Source organism: Nostoc sp. DedQUE08 (genome assembly GCF_034530895.1).
Taxonomy (GTDB): domain Bacteria; phylum Cyanobacteriota; class Cyanobacteriia; order Cyanobacteriales; family Nostocaceae; genus Nostoc.
Window position 1 is genome coordinate 12,534 of record NZ_JAVRCD010000023.1, and the last position, 20,560, is coordinate 33,093.

At 41.1% G+C, this 20,560-nt stretch carries 6 protein-coding genes; all 6 read left to right on the forward strand.

Annotation, left to right across the window (positions count from 1 at the left end; translation table 11 throughout):
* Positions 1–19: 19 nt before the first annotated feature.
* Genes RMY64_RS17035 through RMY64_RS17060 form a run of 6 tightly spaced genes read left to right on the forward strand, consistent with a single transcriptional unit; the run spans position 20 to position 20,557 of the window.
* Entirely contained in the window at positions 20–5,641 is a 5,622-nt protein-coding gene (locus tag RMY64_RS17035) for a non-ribosomal peptide synthetase (RefSeq protein WP_322671011.1), read from the forward strand.
* Entirely contained in the window at positions 5,634–12,227 is a 6,594-nt protein-coding gene (locus RMY64_RS17040; RefSeq protein ID WP_322700662.1) for an SDR family NAD(P)-dependent oxidoreductase, read from the forward strand. The genes RMY64_RS17035 and RMY64_RS17040 overlap by 8 nt, the downstream gene beginning before the upstream one ends.
* Positions 12,220–18,123 (forward strand): polyketide synthase, encoded by a 5,904-nt coding sequence (locus RMY64_RS17045; RefSeq protein WP_322700663.1) that lies wholly within the window; start codon positions 12,220–12,222, stop codon positions 18,121–18,123. Before RMY64_RS17040 ends, RMY64_RS17045 begins: the two co-directional genes overlap by 8 nt.
* Positions 18,124–18,155: 32 nt before the next feature.
* Positions 18,156–19,019, forward strand: coding sequence for a 3-hydroxyacyl-CoA dehydrogenase family protein (locus tag RMY64_RS17050; RefSeq protein WP_322682767.1), 864 nt, complete (start codon positions 18,156–18,158; stop codon positions 19,017–19,019).
* A 56-nt stretch (positions 19,020–19,075) separates the two neighbouring features.
* On the forward strand, positions 19,076–19,321 hold the full coding sequence (locus tag RMY64_RS17055; protein ID WP_322682768.1) for an acyl carrier protein: 246 nt from the start codon (positions 19,076–19,078) through the stop codon (positions 19,319–19,321).
* 51 nt (positions 19,322–19,372) lie between these two features.
* Entirely contained in the window at positions 19,373–20,557 is a 1,185-nt protein-coding gene (locus RMY64_RS17060) for an acyl-CoA dehydrogenase family protein (protein ID WP_322700664.1), read from the forward strand.
* Positions 20,558–20,560: the final 3 nt, after the last annotated feature.

Sequence of the window (20,560 nt, forward strand, 5' to 3'; positions counted from 1 at the left end):
CGCTGGGTTGAAAATAAAAATGAATAGTTTTTCTCATAGCTTCTTTGATATTGTTGGCAATTTTTCTACAGTTGTCGAACTACTACGCTTAAGAAGCTCTACGCAACCAGATAGAGATGCTTTTACCTTTTTGTTAGATGGGGAGACAGAACAAACCACGCTTACATATCAAGAATTAGATAGGCGATCGCGCCAAATAGCTGCTCAATTACAAGCATTGGGTTTGACTGGGGAACGCGCTTTACTACTTTATCCCGCAGGACTAGATTTTTTAGTTGCTTTTTTTGGTTGCTTATATGCAGGAGTTGTGGCTATAACTGCATATCCCCCTCGAAATGAGCGCAATACACCAAGAATAAAAGCTATCTCTATAGATGCACAAGCAGCGATCGCTCTCACTACAACAGAAATCCTGCCGAATGTGCGGTCTTTAATGACACAAAAGACTGACTTAGAATCCTTACAGTGGCTAACTACTGATAATCTTGCAGAGGGAATAGAAGATAATTGGCAAGAACCCTCTATCGATCGAGATACTTTAGCTTTTCTGCAATACACCTCTGGTTCTACAGGGACACCCAAAGGTGTAATGATTAGTCATGGGAACCTACTGCACAATGCGGACACAACTTACCAATTTATGGAGCATTCTCCAGAAAGTAAGTTCGTGACGTGGTTGCCGATGTACCACGATATGGGCTTGATTGGAGGAATATTGCAACCTTTATATGGAGGTTTTCCTTGCATCATCATGCCTCCAACTTCCTTTCTTCAACGTCCTTACCGTTGGTTGCAAGCTATATCTCACTACAAAGGCACAACCAGTGGAGGCCCTAATTTTGCCTATGAGTTATGTACTCAAAAAATTACTCCTGAACAAAAAGAAACTCTTGACTTGAGTAGTTGGAGTGTGGCATTTAACGGCGCGGAACCGATTCGGTATGATACTTTAGAGCGGTTTGCAGCAGCTTTTGCCGATTGTGGCTTCCGTAAAGAGGCATTCTACCCTTGTTACGGGATGGCTGAAACAACTCTGATGGTTTCTGGGGTAGAGAAGGCGACATCACCGATAATCAAAACAGTCCAGAAGTCTGCATTAGAATCTAATCGGGTAGTTGAATTGGGGACTGGGGATTGGGGACTAGGGACTGGGGATGGGGAGCGGAGATTGGGGACTGGGGAACGGGAAGATTTGCATGAGGATTCAGACTCAGACTCGAACCAAATATTAAAGCCGAGTGAAGTGGAGGCTTTAAAAGAATTTCCTTCCCAGTACCCAGTACCCAGTACCCAGTCCCAGAGTACTGAAGATGTCTATTATTTTGTCAGTTGTGGTCGAGTTATACCACAACTGGAAGTAGCGATCGCTAATCCAGAAACACTCAGCAGTTGTAAACCTGGTGAAATTGGGGAAATCTGGGTATCTGGGCCGAGTGTTGGTCAAGGTTATTGGAATCGCGATCGAGAGACAGCAGAAACTTTCCATGCTTATCTATCTGACACCGGTGTAGGCCCTTTTCTGCGGACGGGAGATTTAGGTTTTTTAGAAAATAGCGAGCTTTTTATTACAGGTAGAGCCAAAGATTTAATTATTATTCGCGGTAGAAATCTTTACCCACAGGATATAGAATTAACCGCCCAACGCAGCCATTCATCTTTAAATTCTGGTGCTAGCGCCGCATTTACAGTCGAGGTTCACAATGAAGAACGGCTGGTAATCGTCCAAGAATTGAAGTTTCGCGCCAAGCCAAATTTAGAAGAAGTTATATCTGCAATTCGCCAAGCTGTAACTGAAGAACATGAAGTCCAAGTTTATGCTGTGGTTTTGATTAAACCCGGTAGTATTCCCAAAACTTCCAGTGGTAAAATTCAACGTCGTGCAACTCGCGCCCAGTTTCAGAATGGTGAACTGAATGTACTTGTCAGCAACATTCTCAAAATTAGCAATATTCTCACAGAGGAAACTCGATTACAGCGTTCCGAACTTTTGGCGCTTTCCCCAAGGGAATGTCAAAAGCTTCTAGAAATATATTTGATTGAACAGGAAGCGAGAGTATTAGCGATCGCACCAGATGATATCAATCCTCAAGAACCATTAAGTATTCTGGGACTTGATTCTTTAAAAGTGTTTGAGTTGAAAAACCGGATTGAGGTTGATTTAGAGGTAGAAGTATCCGTAGCAGATTTCTTTGAAGGGATGAATACGCGATCGCTAGCTACAAAAATCCTCGCTCAATTGACAACAGATGCACTACCGTCAATATCCCTTACCCAACAAGAGAAAAATACATCTATTAATCCTCTCTCTTTTGCCCAACAGGGATTATGGTTTATCAATCAGCTAACTCCCGATACTCCTACATATAATATTCCTATAGTTATTAACTTCAAAGGTTGTATTGACAAAGCCAGCTTAGAAGATAGTCTTAACGAGATTATTAGACGACACGAAGTCTTACGTACAAGCTTTACAGTGTCAGATGGACAACCCATTCAAGTTATCAATCAAGCTGTACCTTTAACTTTAGCGGTTGAAGATTTGCGTGTACTATCAGAAAATGAGCGCACCCAAGAAGCCCAACGTTTGGCTATAGAACTCGCACAGCAGCCATTTGACTTATCTGCTCAATCGCTTTTGCGTACTAAAATTTTACAATTAAATGATAAAAGTTATCAATTGTTGATCGCTCTGCATCATATAATTGCAGATGGTTGGTCTATCGGTATTCTGATTAAAGAACTAACTGCACTATATGAAGCATTCTCAACAGGCAAACTTTCTCTGCATTCGCGCAGCGTGTTGCAGACAGACGCTCTTGCTAGCTTGCTTCCCCAATGGGGTACACCACTTCCCGAATTAGCTATTCAGTATAGAGATTTTGTCAATTGGCAACAAAAATGGCTTGATGGCGAACGTATTCAACCGTTATTGACTTATTGGAAACAAAAATTGCAGGGTGAGCTACCTGTACTGAATTTACCAACCGATCGGGCGCGATCGCCAGTTCAAACATTCAAAGGCGCTCAAGCGAAATTAGTTCTTTCCCAAACTCTGACAAAAGAGCTAAAGAATTTGAGCCGTCATGCAGGAGTAACTCTATTTATGACCTTGCTTACAGCCTTCAAAACCTTGCTGTATCGCTATACAGGTCAGACTGATATTTTAGTAGGTTCGCCAATCGCCAATCGCAACAGAGCAGAAGTTGAATTATTAATAGGACTTTTTGTCAATGTTTTAGTTCTGCGTACAGACCTTTCTGGCGACCTAAGTTTTCAGGAGTTATTAGCACGAGTGAAGTCTACAGCTTTAGAGGCTTATGTTCATCAAGACTTACCTTTTGAAAAGTTAGTAAAGGAGCTACAGCCAAATAGAGACTTGAGTTACAATCCACTATTTCAAGTGATGTTCGTTCTCCAAAATGTTCCAAAACCCAATATAAGCCTATCGGATGTATCAGTGACTTATGAAGAAGGTTACAACGGGACATCTAAGTTTGATTTGACATTGTTTATGGAGGATTCCGAGCAAGGGTTAATAGCGACTTGCGAGTACAATACAGATTTGTTTAATGTAGATACCGTTACTCGGATGCTGGGACACTTGCAGACTTTGCTAGAAAGCATAGTTAGCGATCCCCAACAACGCATTTCAGACTTGCAATTACTAACACCATCTGAAGTACAGCAATTATTAGTTGAGTGGAATGATACCAAGACAGATTACCCACAAGACAAGTGCATTCATCACCTATTTGAAGCACAGGTAGAGAAAACACCAGATGCTGTTGCAGTCGTCTTTGAAAATCAACAATTAACCTATCGGGAATTAAACAACCGGGCAAATCAACTGGCGCACTACTTGCGATCGCTAGGTGTCAAACCAGAGGTATTGGTGGGAATTTGTCTAGAGCGATCGCTGGAAATGGTGATTGGATTACTAGGGATTTTGAAAACAGGTGGTGCTTACTTACCTTTAGACCCCAGCTACCCCAAAGAACGTTTGGCATTTATGTTGGTAGATGCTCAAGTATCGGTGTTGTTAACACAACTGCATCTAGTTAATGAACTACTATCACATCAAGGAAAATTAGTATGTATAGATACTCAAAGTACGGAATTTGAAAATTATAGTTTCCAAAATATAGTTAGCGACGTGAAGCCAGAAAATTTAGCTTATGTAATTTATACTTCTGGTTCTACGGGTACACCCAAAGGAGTGATGAATACTCATCTGGGTTTGTGCAATCGCTTACTATGGATGCAAGATGCTTATCAAATAACATCATCTGACAGGATTTTGCAAAAGACTCCTTTTAGTTTTGATGTCTCGGTTTGGGAATTCTTCTGGCCATTGTTGACGGGTGCAAGTTTAATTTTAGCTAAACCAGGTGGTCATCAAGATGCGCGATATATAGCCAAAATTATATCAGAGAAAGAAATAACGACACTTCACTTTGTTCCCTCTATGTTGCAAGTTTTTCTAGAGGCACAAGAACATCAAAACTGTAAAAGTATCAAGCGCGTTATTTGTAGCGGGGAAGCTTTATCTTTTGATTTACAACAGCGATTTTTCAATAGTTTTGATGGAAAATTGTATAACCTGTATGGCCCGACAGAAGCATCTATTGATGTGACAGCATGGTGCTGTGAATCTGTTACTGATGAAAAAATTGTTCCTATAGGTCGTCCAATAGCCAATACACAGATATATATTTTAAATAAACATTTACAACCTGTTCCTATTGGAGTATCGGGGGAACTATATCTAGCTGGAATTGGATTAGCACGAGGTTATTTAAATAGACCTGAGTTAACTGAAGAAAAGTTTATTGCCAATCCCTTTAATGATGTAGACTTAAGTAAAAGATTTAAAATAGCAAAATTTCCAATCCACAATTCAAATACACGCCTTTACAAAACAGGTGATTTAGCACGCTATCGCCCAGATGGAAATATAGAGTTTTTAGGCAGAATAGACCATCAAGTAAAAGTTCGCGGAAATCGCATTGAGTTAGGAGAAATAGAAGCTTTATTAGAGCAACATCCACAGATACGAGAAACGGTAGTATTAGCTAGAAAGGATATAGCAAATGACTGCCGCCTAGTTGCCTATATAGTTAATTATGAAAATCATACGCATTCTGTAAATGAACTACGAGAATTTCTTAAAGAAAAACTGCCTGAATATATGCTTCCTTCTGCCTTTGTCGTGTTAGATGCTTTACCTTTAACTCATAATGGTAAAGTAGACCGTCGTGCTTTACCTGTACCTGAAAATCTGCGTCCAGAATTGACAGCAGCTTTTCAGTTACCTCAGTCTAAAATGGAACAGCAGATAGCAAAGCTTTGGCAAGAATTACTGCATCTCGATCGAGTGGGGATTCATGATAACTTTTTTGATTTAGGTGGGCATTCACTACTAATGCTTCAGGTTAATCATCAACTGTGCGCAATTTTGCAGCGAGATATATCAGTAGTGACGATGTTTCAAAATCCAACTATTTACTCCCTAGCGCAATGTTTAAGTCAACAGCGACAACTTTCTTTTACAGTCACACGCGATCGCGTAAATAAGCAAATTGAGGCTATCAAGCGCCAAAAGCAACATTTGAGTAAGCAAGGTAAAAATATTTATGGTTAACGCTACACATAATGATGCTTTAGAAGCCATAGCCATCATTGGGATGGCAGGGCGTTTTCCCGATGCGAAAAATATTGAAGAGTTTTGGCAGAATTTACAATCTGGTGTAGAGTCAATTTCTCTCTTCACAAATGAAGAGGTAGTTTCTGATGGGATTGAACCTAATATATTAAGCGATCGCAATTATGTAAAAGCCAGTGCCATATTAAAAGATATCGATTTATTTGACGCGTCATTTTTTAGTTTTAATCCCAAAGAAGCAGAAATTACTGACCCCCAACACCGAATTTTTTTAGAGTGTGCTTTGGAAGCATTGGAAAATGCTGGCTACGATTCTAAGAGATGTGACAGTCGCATTGGAGTTTACGCTGGTGCTAGCCTCAATAACTATTATTCATTAGATTTAAACCGCGATCGCCTGGGTTCAGCCCAATGCTATCAAACAGTAATTGGTAACGATAAAGATTTCCTTACAACTCGTGTTTCTTACAAATTAAATCTTACCGGCCCAAGTATTACAGTCCAAACAGCTTGCTCCACCTCACTAGTTGCAACCACACTTGCTTGTCAAAGTTTGTTGAATTATCAATGTGACATGGCTTTGGCTGGTGGGGTTTCTATCCACGTACCCCAAAAAACGGGTTATCTGTACGAACCCGGAGGTACATTATCGCCTGATGGTCACTGTCGCGCTTTTGATGCTAAAGCGCAGGGAACAACCATTGGTAATGGTGTAGGAATTGTTGTCCTGAAGCGATTGAGTGATGCTCTAGCAGATGGCGATCGCATCCATGCTGTAATTAAAGGTTCAGCTATTAATAATGATGGTTCTGGTAAAGTTGGCTACACAGCGCCTAGCGTCAATGGTCAAGCAGAGGTGATTGCCGAAGCGATGATGCTGGCGGGAGTTGAACCTGAGACAATTAACTATATTGAAGCTCATGGTACTGGTACAGCTTTAGGCGATCCCATTGAAATTGCCGCACTCTCGCAAGTCTTTCGTAACAGTACCATCAAAAAAGGCTTCTGTGCGATCGCTTCAGTGAAGACAAACATCGGTCATTTAGATGCAGCAGCTGGGATTGCCGGACTGATTAAAACAGTTTTAGCCCTTAAACATCAGCAGATACCACCCAGCTTAAATTTTGAGCAGCCAAATCCCCAGATTGATTTTGCCAATAGTCCCTTTTATGTGAATACAACCCTCACAGAATGGAAAGCGGGAAGTACCCCTCGGCGTGCTGGTGTGAGTTCTTTGGGTATTGGTGGTACTAATGCTCATGTCATTCTAGAAGAAGCACCAGTACTGGAACCGTCTAGCCCTTCTCGTCCCTGGCAGTTGTTAGTACTTTCTGCCAAAACTGACTCAGCTTTAGAAACTGCAACAGAAAATCTGGCTAATCACCTCCAGCAACATCCCGATGTGAACTTAGCGGATGTTGCCCATACCCTGCAAGTAGGACGTGGTGAATTTAATCATCGTCGCGTACTGGTGTGCCAAGATATCGAGGATGCAGCCAGCGCCTTACGAGATCCGCAAAGAGTTTTGACTCGCTTAGTTGAAAATAGCGATCGCCCCATCGCTTTCATGTTCCCCGGACAGGGCGCTCAATATGTAGACATGGGTAAAGAACTTTACCAGACTGAGCCAGTTTTTCAAGAACAAGTCGATTTTTGCTGTCAATTGCTGCAACCACATTTGGAGTTGGATTTGCGTTCAGTTATTTATCCCAAGGAGTCAGAATCAAAAGCCGCAGCCGAAAAACTGCAACAAACTGACATCACTCAACCAGCATTGTTTATCATAGAATACGCTTTGGCTCAATTGTGGATATCGTGGGGGATTTCTGCCCAAGCGATGATAGGACATAGCATTGGGGAATATGTCGCTGCCTGTTTAGCTGATGTAATGTCTGTTGAAGATGCCTTAAGACTGGTAGCTGCTCGTGGGCGATTGATGCAACAACTTCCATTTGGTGCGATGCTCTCTGTACCCCTACCAGAAGCGGAAGTTAGAGGTTTACTGAATGAAAATTTATCCTTAGCTGCTAGTAATGCACCAGCTTTGTGTGTAGTATCGGGAACTAATGATGCTATCGATGCATTGCAAAACCAGCTTCAAGGGATAGATTGTCGTCGCCTTCATACCTCCCACGCTTTTCATTCTCCGATGATGGAAACCATCTTGGAGCCATTCGAGAAGGAAGTCAGTAAAGTCAAACTAAATCCCCCGAAAATTCCCTTTATTTCCAATGTTACGGGCACTTGGATTACGGCAGAGCAAGCCACAGATCCAAATTATTGGGCGAGACATTTACGCTCCTGTGTTCGCTTCTCGGAAGGAATCTCTGCATTACTACAAGAGCCAAATCGCATCCTGCTGGAGGTTGGGCCTGGGCATACTTTATCTACCTTTGCCAAAAAGCATTCAGAACCGATAGCATTATCTTCATTACGACATCCTCAAGAAAAACACTCAGATGTAGCGTTCTTAATGAACACATTAGGTAAGCTTTGGCTATCTGGAGTAAATGTGGATTGGTCGGGATTTTATGCTCATGAGCGCCGTCATCGTCTTCCCTTACCGACGTATCCCTTCGAGCGCCAGCGTTACTGGATTCATGACCAAAAACCAGCACCAACTGTCAAGACAAGTTTACAGACGCCTGTTACCTCTGTAACGGGTAAAAAGTCAGATATTGCTGACTGGTTTTACGTCCCATCATGGAAACGCTCTCCACTACCCGAAAAACCCAAGAGTGAAAAATCGGTTTTGGCTTGCACTCTGGTGTTTACCGATGAGTGCGGATTGGGTGAAGAATTAGTGAACCGATTGAAACTGCAAGGTCGAGATGCGATCGCACTCAGCACAGGATCGGAGTTGAGAAAATTAAGCGATCGCCACTACACCTTAAATCCCCAACAACGAGATGACTATGATGCTTTGCTCAAGGAACTTTTAGCAGAAAACAAATTCCCAAACACAATTGTGCATTTATGGAATGTCACTCCTGTTAACAATACAGAATCAGCAGTTAACACAGAAGATTTAGGATTTTATAGTCTGCTATTTCTCGCTCAGGCACTTGGGAAACATCATTTTAGCGAGCAACTGCAAATAGCCGTCATCTCCAACAACATGCAGGAAGTGACTGGAGATGAAATTCTTTATCCTGAAAAGGCAACTATTCTTGGCCCTGTGAAGGTCATACCAAAAGAGTATTTAAATATCAGTTGCCGCAGCATTGATATTGTTAGTCCCTCAAATCAATCTTGGCATCAAGAGAAACTGATAGACCAGTTGCTGAGTGAATTACAAACACAATCTTCTGACTCAGTTATCGCCTACCGAGGAAATCATCGTTGGGTACAACAATTTGAACCTGTTTCCTTGGAGCCAGCCTCTACAAAAATACCAAAATTACAAGAAAAAGGGGTTTATTTAATTACTGGGGGATTGGGAGGCATTGGACTGGTGCTAGCAGAGCATCTGGCGAAGACTGTAAAGGCAAAATTGCTGCTCACAGGACGTTCATCATTTCCGACAAAAGATAAATGGTCAGAGTGGCTGAACGCTCATGGTGAGCAAGATAGTATTAGCCGCAAGATTCAAAAACTCCAAGAACTCGAACAGTTGGGTGCAGAAATTTTGGCGGTGAGTGCTGATGTCACCGATCGCGAACAAATGCTTGAGGCGATCGCAAAGGCGCAGGAACATTTTGGTAAGTTCAATGGTGTAATTCACGCCGCTGGGATTCCGGGAGGTGGAATCATTCAGCTAAAAACGGCAGAAATGACAGCAAAGGTTCTCGCTCCTAAAGTGAAGGGAACGCTAGTTATTAATAGTATTTTTCAGGATACTCCGCTAGATTTCTTTGTTTTGTGTTCTTCAATGACGCCCATTCAAGGAGAATTAGGACAGGTAGATTATGCCAGTGCTAATGCTTTTCTGGATGCTTTTGCTCACTATAAGAGTAATCGAGATGGCATATTCACTACATCTATTAACTGGTCTGCTTGGCAGGAAGTTGGGATGGCAGCCACAGCCGCAAATCTATTAACCCCATCCCTAGAGATTGCCAAACCTCAATTTCAAGCAGTAAACCATCCATTATTTGAGCAATGCATAGTGGAGAGTTCAGGGCAAGAAATATATATCTCGAAATTTAGCGTCATCAAACACTGGGTTTTGAGCGAACACATAGTCATGGGAAAAGCGACACTTCCAGGAACAGCTTATCTGGAAATGGCTAGGGCTGCTTTTGAAAATCACAACAAAAATCGCCCAATAGAAATCAGTGAAGTGTATTTTCTCACGCCCTTAGTACTAGAAGCTGATGAAGAAAAAGAAGTTCGGACACTGTTGAAAAAACAGGGAGATAAATTTGAGTTCTCGATTATCAGCCAATCTAACTCTGAGGGAGATAAATGGTTAGAACATGCTAGGGGAGAAATAGCCTTTATCGAAACAGAATTACCTAATCAATATGACATTGAAGCAATTATCGCTAGATGTAACGAGCAGGAAATTACCAATGCAGAAAGGGAAATTAAACTTCAAGGAGGATATATAGAATTTGGCTCTAGATGGAACAACTTCAAACAGGCAAAATTCGGTACAAATGAAGGTTTAGCTATCCTAGAAATACCTAGTCAATTTGCCAACGATATTAATTTATATAAATTACATCCGGCTTTACTAGATAATGCCGTTGGTTTTCTAAGCATCAAAGAAAAAAGCGCTTACTTACCGTTTTCTTATAAAAAATTGAAGTTTAGAGATTCTTTACCTGAGAAAGTATACAGTCACATTAGATGCACTAAAAATGACAAATCTCGGAATGATACTCTGAAATTTGATATCACTATTATGGATGACCAAGGGAAAGAATTGGTTGAGATAGAAGAGTATACTTTGAGAAAAGTAGATGTCATACCACAAAAATCTCCTATTTCCGAAAGCCAAAACTTTTGTTTACAAATTTCTTCTCCCGGCACTTTAGATACTTTGACATTTCAATCAGGATCGCGACAGCAACCAGGTCGAGGAGAGGTAGAAATTGAGGTGGCTGCAACTGGTCTTAACTTTAAAGAAGTACTTCTGGCTCTAGGAATGCTTCCTATCCCAACTGATGCCGATCTCAAGTTCGGTTTAGAGTGTGCTGGAAAAATAGTTGCATTAGGAGAAGGCGTTGAGGGGTTTGAAATCGAAGACGAAGTGATTGCCTTTGGCGATGGTTGCTTTAGCCGATTCCTCACTACTTCTGCTTTGTCAGTTGCACTCAAACCTAAACATTTGAGTTTAGAAGCAGTGGCAACAATTCCCGTAGCCTTTACTACAGCTTACTATTCCCTGATGCAATTGGGTCGGTTGAGTAAAGGCGATCGCGTTCTGATTCATGCTGCGGCTGGTGGAGTCGGCATGGCGGCAGTTCAAATTGCTCAGTGGATAGGAGCAGAAATCTTTGCCACGGCAGGTAATCCAGAGAAGCGAGCTTTTCTGCATTCAATTGGGATTGAGCATGTCTTTGATTCTAGGTCTGTTGCTTTTGCTGACGAAGTGATGCAACGCACGCATGGCAAGGGTGTAGATGTAGTTTTGAATTCCCTTGCCGGAGAATTCTTGACCAAAAGTCTAGACGTATTAGCACCTTACGGACGCTTTCTAGAAATTGGTAAGCGGGATATTCTCAATAACAGCCAACTAGGTCTAAAAGTCTTTGCAAAATGCTTATCGTTCTTTGCTATTAACGTAGACCGACAACTTCCCAACTTTAGCGAACTGTGGCGCGAAGTAGTACAACATTTCCACGATAGAAATTTTCAACCCTTGCCTTATCAGGTCTTTGCCATTGATTCCGTGGCTCGTGCTTTTGAAGAGATGGCAAGAGCGAAGCATATTGGTAAGATTGTTGTATCTTTGGAAAATCAAGACTCCCTATCTATTGGGGAAAACAAAGACACTAAAGTATCCGTAGCTTTCAGTCCTAGAGAGCCGAAAAAATCTGTTACACCTGCCCAAACGTATCAAAAACAGCTGCTTGAGCAAGGGTTATCACCTGCTGAGGGGATAGAAGCGTTCAACCGGATTCTAGGAAATACTTTTTCTCAAGTTCTAGTATCAACCCATGATTTTCGACTTCAAATCAAGCCGGATCTCGTGAGTTACTCACCCAATCCAGAAGCTACAAACAAAGATAACCTCTCAAAACCAACGTATTCAAGACCAGAACTGAGTACTACTTATATTGCTCCCAGAAACGAAATCGAGCAAAAAATCTCTTCGATCTGGCAAGAACTCCTGGGTAGCGAACAAGTAGGTATCCACGATAACTTCTTTGAGCTAGGTGGCGATTCACTTCTCATGGTACAGGTACGCAGTAAATTGCAGGCTGCTTTAAACTGTGATATCTCCACAGCTGACTTATTTGAATATCCCACCATCAATGTCTTGGCAGGATATCTCAGCCAGACACAAAATCAACAGCCAGCCTTCGAGCAAGCCCAAGAGCGTGCCAAAAGGCAAGAAGCAGCAATTGAAGAAGAAATGGAGCTGATGAAACTCAGGAGGAGAGTGTATGAGTAATCGATTGAAAGGAATAGCCGTAATTGGCATGGCAGGTCGGTTTCCCAAAGCCAAAAATGTGGCTCAGTTTTGGCAGAATTTGTGCAACGGTGTAGAGTCTATTTCATCCTTCAGCGATGAAGAATTAATCGCACAAGGCGTAGATCCAACTTGTTTGCAAGACCCTAACTATGTAAAAGCTGGGTTTGTGCTAGAAGACATCGAGATGTTTGACGCTTCATTCTTTGGCTACTCTCCTAGAGAAGCTGAGATTCTCGACCCACAACAGCGAATTTTTTTAGAGTGTGCGTGGGAAGCTTTAGAAAATGCTGGTTACGATCCAAAAACAGACAATAACCTGATTGGTGTATATGCTGGGGGCAATCTAAGTACTTACCTGCTGAATAATCTCGCCTCACACCCTGGCTTGCTCAAATCGCTGAATATGCAAATTGCCCTTGGCAATGATAAGGATTCTATATCTACACGAACTTCTTATAAGTTAAATTTAAAAGGGCCGAGTATTAGTGTTGGTACAGCTTGTTCCACCTCCTTAGTAGCTGTTCATCTAGCGTGCCGAGGGTTGCAAAGTTACCAGTGCGATATGGCACTGGCTGGTGGTATCGCGATCCAAACTCCCCAAATAGAAGGTTATTTCTATCAAACTGGTGGGATGGCTTCTGCTGATGCTCACACTCGTGCCTTTGATGCTAAGGCCCAAGGCGGCCCTTTTGGCAGAGGCGTGGGTATTGTGGTCTTGAAGAGATTAGAGGATGCTGTAGCGGATGGCGACTATATTTATGGAGTAATTAAAGGTTCAGCTATTAATAATGACGGTGCGGTAAAAGTCAGCTATACAGCACCGAGTGTTGCAGGTCAAGCAGAAGCGATCGCCCAAGCCCAAGCGATCGCAGGATTTGATCCTGATACCATTACCTACATTGAAACTCATGGCACTGGTACAGCCTTGGGCGATCCGATTGAAATTCGAGCGCTAGAAAAAGTATTTCGTGCCCAGACCAGTAAGAAGGGTTTTTGTGCGATCGGTTCGGTGAAACCTAATGTCAGCCATTTGAATACCGCTGCTGGGGTAACGGGTTTAATTAAAACTGTTTTAGCTCTAAAGCATCAACAAATACCACCCAGCTTGTACTTTGAAGAACCCAATCCCGAAATAGACTTTGCCAACAGCCCTTTTTACGTTAATACCCAACTATCTGCATGGCAAACAAACGGAACACCACGCCGCGCTGGGGTCAGTTCTTTTGGTCTTGGGGGGACTAATGCTCATGTTGTTTTAGAAGAAGCCCCGGAAGGGGAGCAGGGGAGCAGCACTTCTCTACGAGACGCTGCGCGAACGGCTACGCTCAGTGACCGAGGGGCAGGGGGGCAGGGGAGAAGATATCAATTGCTGGTAGTTTCTGCCAAAACTGACTCTGCTTTAGAGACGGCGACTACAAATTTGGTTAATCACCTGCAACAGCACCCAGAAATTAACCTTGCAGATGTGGCTTATACATTGCAAGTCGGGCGACATGGTTTGAGCCATCGGCGGACAGTTGTTTGTCAAGATACTCAAGATGCGATCGCAGCTTTCCAAAATCCCAAACGAGTCCTAACTAGCACTCAAGATATGAATGAGCGCCCAGTAGTCTTTATGTTTACTGGTTTGGGAACTCATTATGTCAACATGGGTTCTGAATTATACCAAGTTGAACCAACTTTTAGAGAACACCTCGATCGCTGTTGCTTGTTGTTTGAACCCCTTTTAGGTCTTAATCTCAAAGAAGTTATTTATCCTACTTCCCATTCAACAATCGAAACAACCAAAGAAAAATCAGGTATAGATTTACGCCAAATGCTTGGTCGCGATCGCCAATCACCAGATCCCGCCGCCCAAAAACTAAATCAGACATACCTGACGCAGCCAGCACTGTTTGCCATTGAGTATGCTTTAGCTCAATTATGGATATCCTGGGGCATTCGTCCAGTAGCGATGATTGGTTACAGCATCGGTGAATATACCGCAGCAACAATAGCCGGGGTATTGTCTCTAGAAGATGCGATTACTCTTGTTGCCAAAAGAGCGCAAATGATCCAAGAGTTGCCAGGGGGAGCAATGCTAGCAGTTCCCTTGACAGAAGAAGAAGTGCAACCTTTCTTGAATAAAAACCTTTCCTTATCAGCAGTCAATGGCTCATTTCAGTGTGTACTTGCCGGAACTACACAGGCTGTAGAGGAATTGGCACGCGAGTTGAGCGCTAAGGGGTTAGCCTGTCGGCAATTGCAGACTTCTCATGCCTTTCATTCTTACATGATGGAGGCGATCGCTGACTCTTTCACCGAACTGGTGCAAACTATCAGTCTTAAACCACCACAAATCCCTTATATATCTAACGTTACTGGAACTTGGATTACAGCAGAGCAAGCCACAAATCCCAGCTATTGGACGCAGCATCTATGCCAACCCGTGCGCTTTGCTGATGGAGTAAATCAGTTATGGACAAAACACAGTCCAATTTTATTAGAGGTGGGGCCAGGACAAGCATTAAGCAGCTTGGCGATGCAATGCTTAGATAATGTTCCTGGCGATCGCAAAGTAATATTATCCTCGCTGCGCTATGCTTATGAGCGACAATCTGACGTTGTGTTTATCCTCAACACATTAGGACAACTTTGGCTTGAGGGACTCAAGATAGATTGGTCGGGATTTCATACCCATGAGCGCCGATACCGCCTTCCCTTGCCAACATATCCCTTTGAGCGACAAAGATATTGGATTGAACCACAAAAATTATTACCTGCACAAACAAATTTCCAACCCAAGTTAACAGCATTAGAACTTTGGAAATCTTTGGTAGAAGCTGGTCAACTTCAAGCCAGCATAGGGGCTTCGGAATTTGACGAGCAAATTGCTCAAGAGAAAAGAGAGTGTTTAGATCGTTTATGTATTGCTTATATTAATCTTACAACGGCACATTTAGGAGCTTTTAGCAATCCCACTAAAAAGTATTCTTTGGAAGAGTTATTTGACCAATGTCAGATTATTCCTTCCTATAGAGAATTGTTCAGTCGATGGCTAGAAATATTGGTAGAGCAAGGTCAGTTACATGAAGAACAAGGACTGTTTACTAACTTTTTACCAATATCAACAGACTTTGTAAATGAGCTTTTGGTAGAAGTCAGAACCAAATGGACAGACACACCGCAACAAATAGATTTGCTGCAACTGTATGGCGAAAATATGGTAGCTCTGCTGACTGGTAAAAAAGAACCATTAGAGTTCCATGTTTCCACCTTATTAAAGTCAGGAGAATTTTCAGTCCAACAATTGCCTGAAAATAAGTACTACAACTCAATAATGCGGGTATGCTTAGAACAAGTGTCAAAAGCACTACCTCCTCAAGTGAATCTCAGAATTCTAGAACTTGGCGCTGGAACTGGCACCGGCACGGCAGAGTTATTACCTATATTGCCATCAGAGAAAACTAATTATACCTTCACCGATGTGGGAGGTTTCTTCCTGAATGCAGCTAAGAAGAAATTTAGCGATTATCCATTTATTGAATACCAATTGCTAGACCTTGAGCGATCGCTACAAGAACAAGGATACTCAAGCCACAGCTTTGATGTAATTGTAGCTTTCCAAGTGTTGCACGTCGCTCGAAATATTGGAGAAACTCTCGATCGCATTCGCTCTTTACTCGCTCCTGGAGGTTTGCTTCTTTTTTGGGAAACAACTCAACCCAGGTTGGAATTTGAGTTCATTGACGCGCTGCTGATGAATCCGATAGAGGATTTAGAAAGCGATCGTAACATGTGCAATCCCTTTTTATCCAAAGAGCAGTGGCAACAAGAACTCAAATCTCATGGTTTTGTGCAGGTGACAGCCTTTTCAGAATTCGCACCTTTTACAGACCACATAATTGTCGCTCAGGCTACTACACAAACAACGCCCAAAGCACCAGCAGCATTTACAGCATTACTTCATGAACAGCAAGAAGTTTCATTTGGTAAAAAGTCCAATATTGCTGACTGGTTCTACATCCCTTCATGGAAACGTTCGCTACCACCACAATCAAAAGGTCAGGTGAAACAAGCAGAACGCTGGTTAATATTTGTTGATGAGTATGGATTAGGCGCTCAAATCGTGCAGCGACTCCAACTTGAAGGTCATGATGTAATTACCGTCAGAATTGGAAAACAATTTGAGACTACGAGTGAATCTTCAAGAAAGCATCTGGGTAAACGTGCATATACAATAGCACCGCAACAACAAGATGATTACAATACTCTACTCAAAGAACTTCGTGCCCAAGACTTAATACCACAAAGAATTATTCATCTGTGGAGTGTAACCCAGTCAGAATTTGCAGATTCTAACACAACAGAAGGATTCCAAAGTTTGTTATTGTTGACACAAGCGCTAGAAAAACAGAACTATATTAATGAGTTACCGCTTGTAGTTATCTCCAACAATATGCAAGCTGTAACTGGAGTTGAAAATCTTTGTCCAGAAAAAGCAACCCTCCTTGCACTTGTTAAGGTCATCCCACAAGAATATTCAAATATTAAATGTCGTAGCATTGATGTTATTATTCCCTCACCAGGAAGTTGGCAAGAAGAAAAATTTGTAGAACAACTACTGACGGAACTCCAAACCAATTCCTCTGACTCAGTTATTGCTTACCGTAGTTTGGAACGTTGGGTGCAAACCTTTGAGTCTGTCCAATTAGATGTAAATTTATCCAAAACACCCAGATTAAAGGAAAAAGGAGTCTACTTAATTACAGGTGGACTGAAAGACATAGGACTTGTAATAGCTGAACATTTAGCAAAGACAGTACAGGCAAAACTGCTGCTTTTAGAAGCTGAGGATTTCCCCAACCGAGAAGATTGGTCAGAGTGGCTGACAGCTCACGATGAGCAAGATAACATCAGCTGCAAGATACGGAAAGTACAAGAACTGGAGAATCTGGGCGCAGAAGTCTTAATCGAAAGCGCTGATGTGGTAAATTTAGTACAAAATAAGTTTAGTCAAATAAATGGGGTATTCCACACAACTAAAATACCCGCAGATAAGTTATTTAGCCCCATCGTAGAGATAGACCCAAGAGAATGTCAACAGCAACTTCAGCAAGAAATACAAAGACTCTTAGTATTAGAAGAAGTTTTGCAGTCCCAAAAGCTTGATTTTTGTCTATTAATGTCTTCCTTAACCTCAGTTTTAGGAGGATTAGGCTCTGTTACCTACTCAGCAGCCAGTCTATTCATGGATACTTTTGCTTACCAGCATAATCAGATAAATCCTGTTCCTTGGATGAGCATTAACTGGGATGCGTGGCAATTTGCAATAGGCAATTCACAAATACCTGCTAATACAACTTTGGCTGAATTCGCCATCGAACCTTTAGAAGGTATCAATGCCCTTGAACGGATTCTTGTGTGGAGTCAATATCATCAAATAGTTGTCTCAACTGGTAATTTACAATCTAGAATTAACCAATGGATTAAATTAAAGCCTTTACAACAAAAAAATACTGCCCAAACAGTTAATTTATCTTCTAGTCACTCTAGACCGAACCTAAAAAATGCATACATTGCTCCTAGTAATGATGTAGAGCAAAAACTAGTTGAAGTTTTTCAAGAGTTACTGGGTATAGAGCCAGTAGGTATTCATGACAGCTTTTTTGCTTTAGGGGGAGACTCTCTGACGGGAACTGTACTTATTTCTCAGCTTCGCAAAACTTTTCAAATAGAACTACCTGTTCGTTCTCTTTTTGAAGCTCCCACTATTGATGAATTAGCTTTGATGATTGAAGAAATTCTCATAGAAGAGTTAGAACAATTATCTAGAAACGAAACAAGTGTAACTGGAGAGATTAACAAAACTCTTAATGTGCAATTGTCAAACTAGATCGAAAAAGTTAGTCATTGCAGGATAAAATTATGAAAATTCAAACTGTCGGTGTTGTCGGAGCAGGTGTGATGGGAATTGGGTTAGCTCAAAGCCTCGCCCAGAGCGGTCATCACGTAATATTAGTAGATATTTGCGAAGAGATTTTGTCAGATGCTAACAAACAAATCAGAAATAATATCCGTTTTCAAGGTTTTTTCAATAAAAATGAAAAAGTAGACAATCCTGATACCACTCTTCAAAGAATTAAATTTTCTACAAATTATAAATTTTTTGAAGATACAGAATTTGTGATTGAAAATGTCACCGAAAAGTGGGATATTAAAGAGGGAGTATACGCACAGCTTGATGCGATTTGTCCAGAACAAACTATATTTGCAGCTAATACATCTGCTATTCCCATTACTCGCATTGCTTCATTAACTAAGCGTGCTGATAAAGTGATTGGTATGCATTTCATGAACCCGGTTCCCATGAAGCCGATGGTTGAAATGATTCGCGGGTATCACACATCCGATGAAACAATCTCAATAGCGAAAGAATTACTGGCTCAGATGGGTAAAGAAAGCATCCTCGTCAATGATGCGCCAGGTTTTGTTTCTAACCGAGTTCTCATGTTGATGATTAATGAAGCAATTTTCTTGCTACAAGACCAAGTTGCTTCAGTGGAAGAAGTAGATAGAATTTTTAAAAGTTGTTTTGGGCACAAGATGGGCCCTCTAGAAACTGCTGATTTAATTGGATTGGATACGATTCTTTTTTCTATCGAAGTTTTGTATGAAAGTTTCAACGACAGCAAATATAGACCTTGTCAATTACTAAAAAAAATGGTAAATGCCGGGTTATTTGGTCGCAAGAGTGGGCAAGGTTTTTATACTTACAATGGAGCAATTTGAAATTGGATATTAAAACAAAGTTCTTAGCCATTCTGAAAATCAAGGCAAATTGAAAAATGTCAGAAATACAAGTAAAAATTAGAGAATTTTTATCCCGATTTTTCCGAAATCATGATTTGCAGTTAGATGAAGATATCTTTGCCCTTGGTTTTGTCAATTCAATGTTTGCTATGCAACTTGTCTTATTTATAGAACAAGCGTTTCAAATTACTATTGACAACGAAGACCTGGAACTTGATAACTTCAGAACTATAAATTCTATGACTCGTTTAGTTGAACGGAAAACAACTTTAGTCGCATAAAAGTGAATAAATATAAAAATTACCATCCTTTCTACCAAACAAGTAATCATCATGAAAATTGAGTTGACATCTCAACAAAAAGATGATAAATCTAAATTTAGAGGTTTCGTAAACGAAGAAATTATACCTCATGCAAATTCCTTCGACCAAGAAGAGTGTACCTCTTCAAAAGTTATAGAAAAGTTTGCTCATCAAGGATATTTGGGTGCAATATTACCTGAAGAATTTGGTGGCAAAAGTATGGATATCATCACCTATGGTCTTCTTAATGAAGAAATTGGACGAGGATGTTCTTCTTTACGGAGTTTGCTCACAGTTCACAGTATGGTTTCTTATGCTCTTTGTCGATGGGGTAATAAGTCTCAAAAAGAGTATTGGTTGCCAAAATTATCATCCGGTCAAGTTATAGCTGCTTTCGCCTTAAGTGAACCAAACGTAGGTAGCGATGCTAAAAGTATAGAAACCACAGCAACACTTTCTGGTGATTATTATGTTTTAAATGGAAATAAAAAATGGATTACCTACGGGCAAATTGCAGATGTATTTTTGGTATTTGCCCAATGTTCGGGGAAACCTTCTGCTTTTTTAGTTGAAAAGAATAGTCCAGGATTTTCAATACAACCTATTTCTGGAATATTAGGTGTTCGGGCTTCAATGCTTGCTCAATTGAACTTTCTAGATTGTCGAATTCCTAAAGAAAACTTGGTAGGCAGATTGGGTTTTGGTTTCTCTTATATAGCTTCTTCTGCATTAGATTATGGAAGATATAGTGTGGCATGGGGTTCTGTAGGTATTGCTCAAGCTTGTCTAGAAGACTGCATTCAATACACGAGTGAACGAAAACAGTTCGATGTTTATTTGAAAGAACACCAATTAATTCGGCAAATGATTACCGAGATGATAGTCAATGTTAAAGCAGCAAGATTACTATGCTATCAAGCTGGCTATATGAAAGAAATTGGCGATCCCAATTCCATCACAGAGACTTCAATCGCCAAATATTTTGCATCTACAACAGCAACTAAAGTCGCAAATGATGCCGTACAAATTCACGGCGCTAATGGTTGTACTAATGAATATTCGGTTGCTAGATATTTCCGAGATGCCAAAATTATGGAAATCATTGAAGGAAGTACACAAATACAACAGATTACCATCGCTGATTATGGTTATCAGGAGTACATATCAAAACCTGTTTCCACTGTAAATTCTCAAAACTTACTGGCAATGATGTGAGAA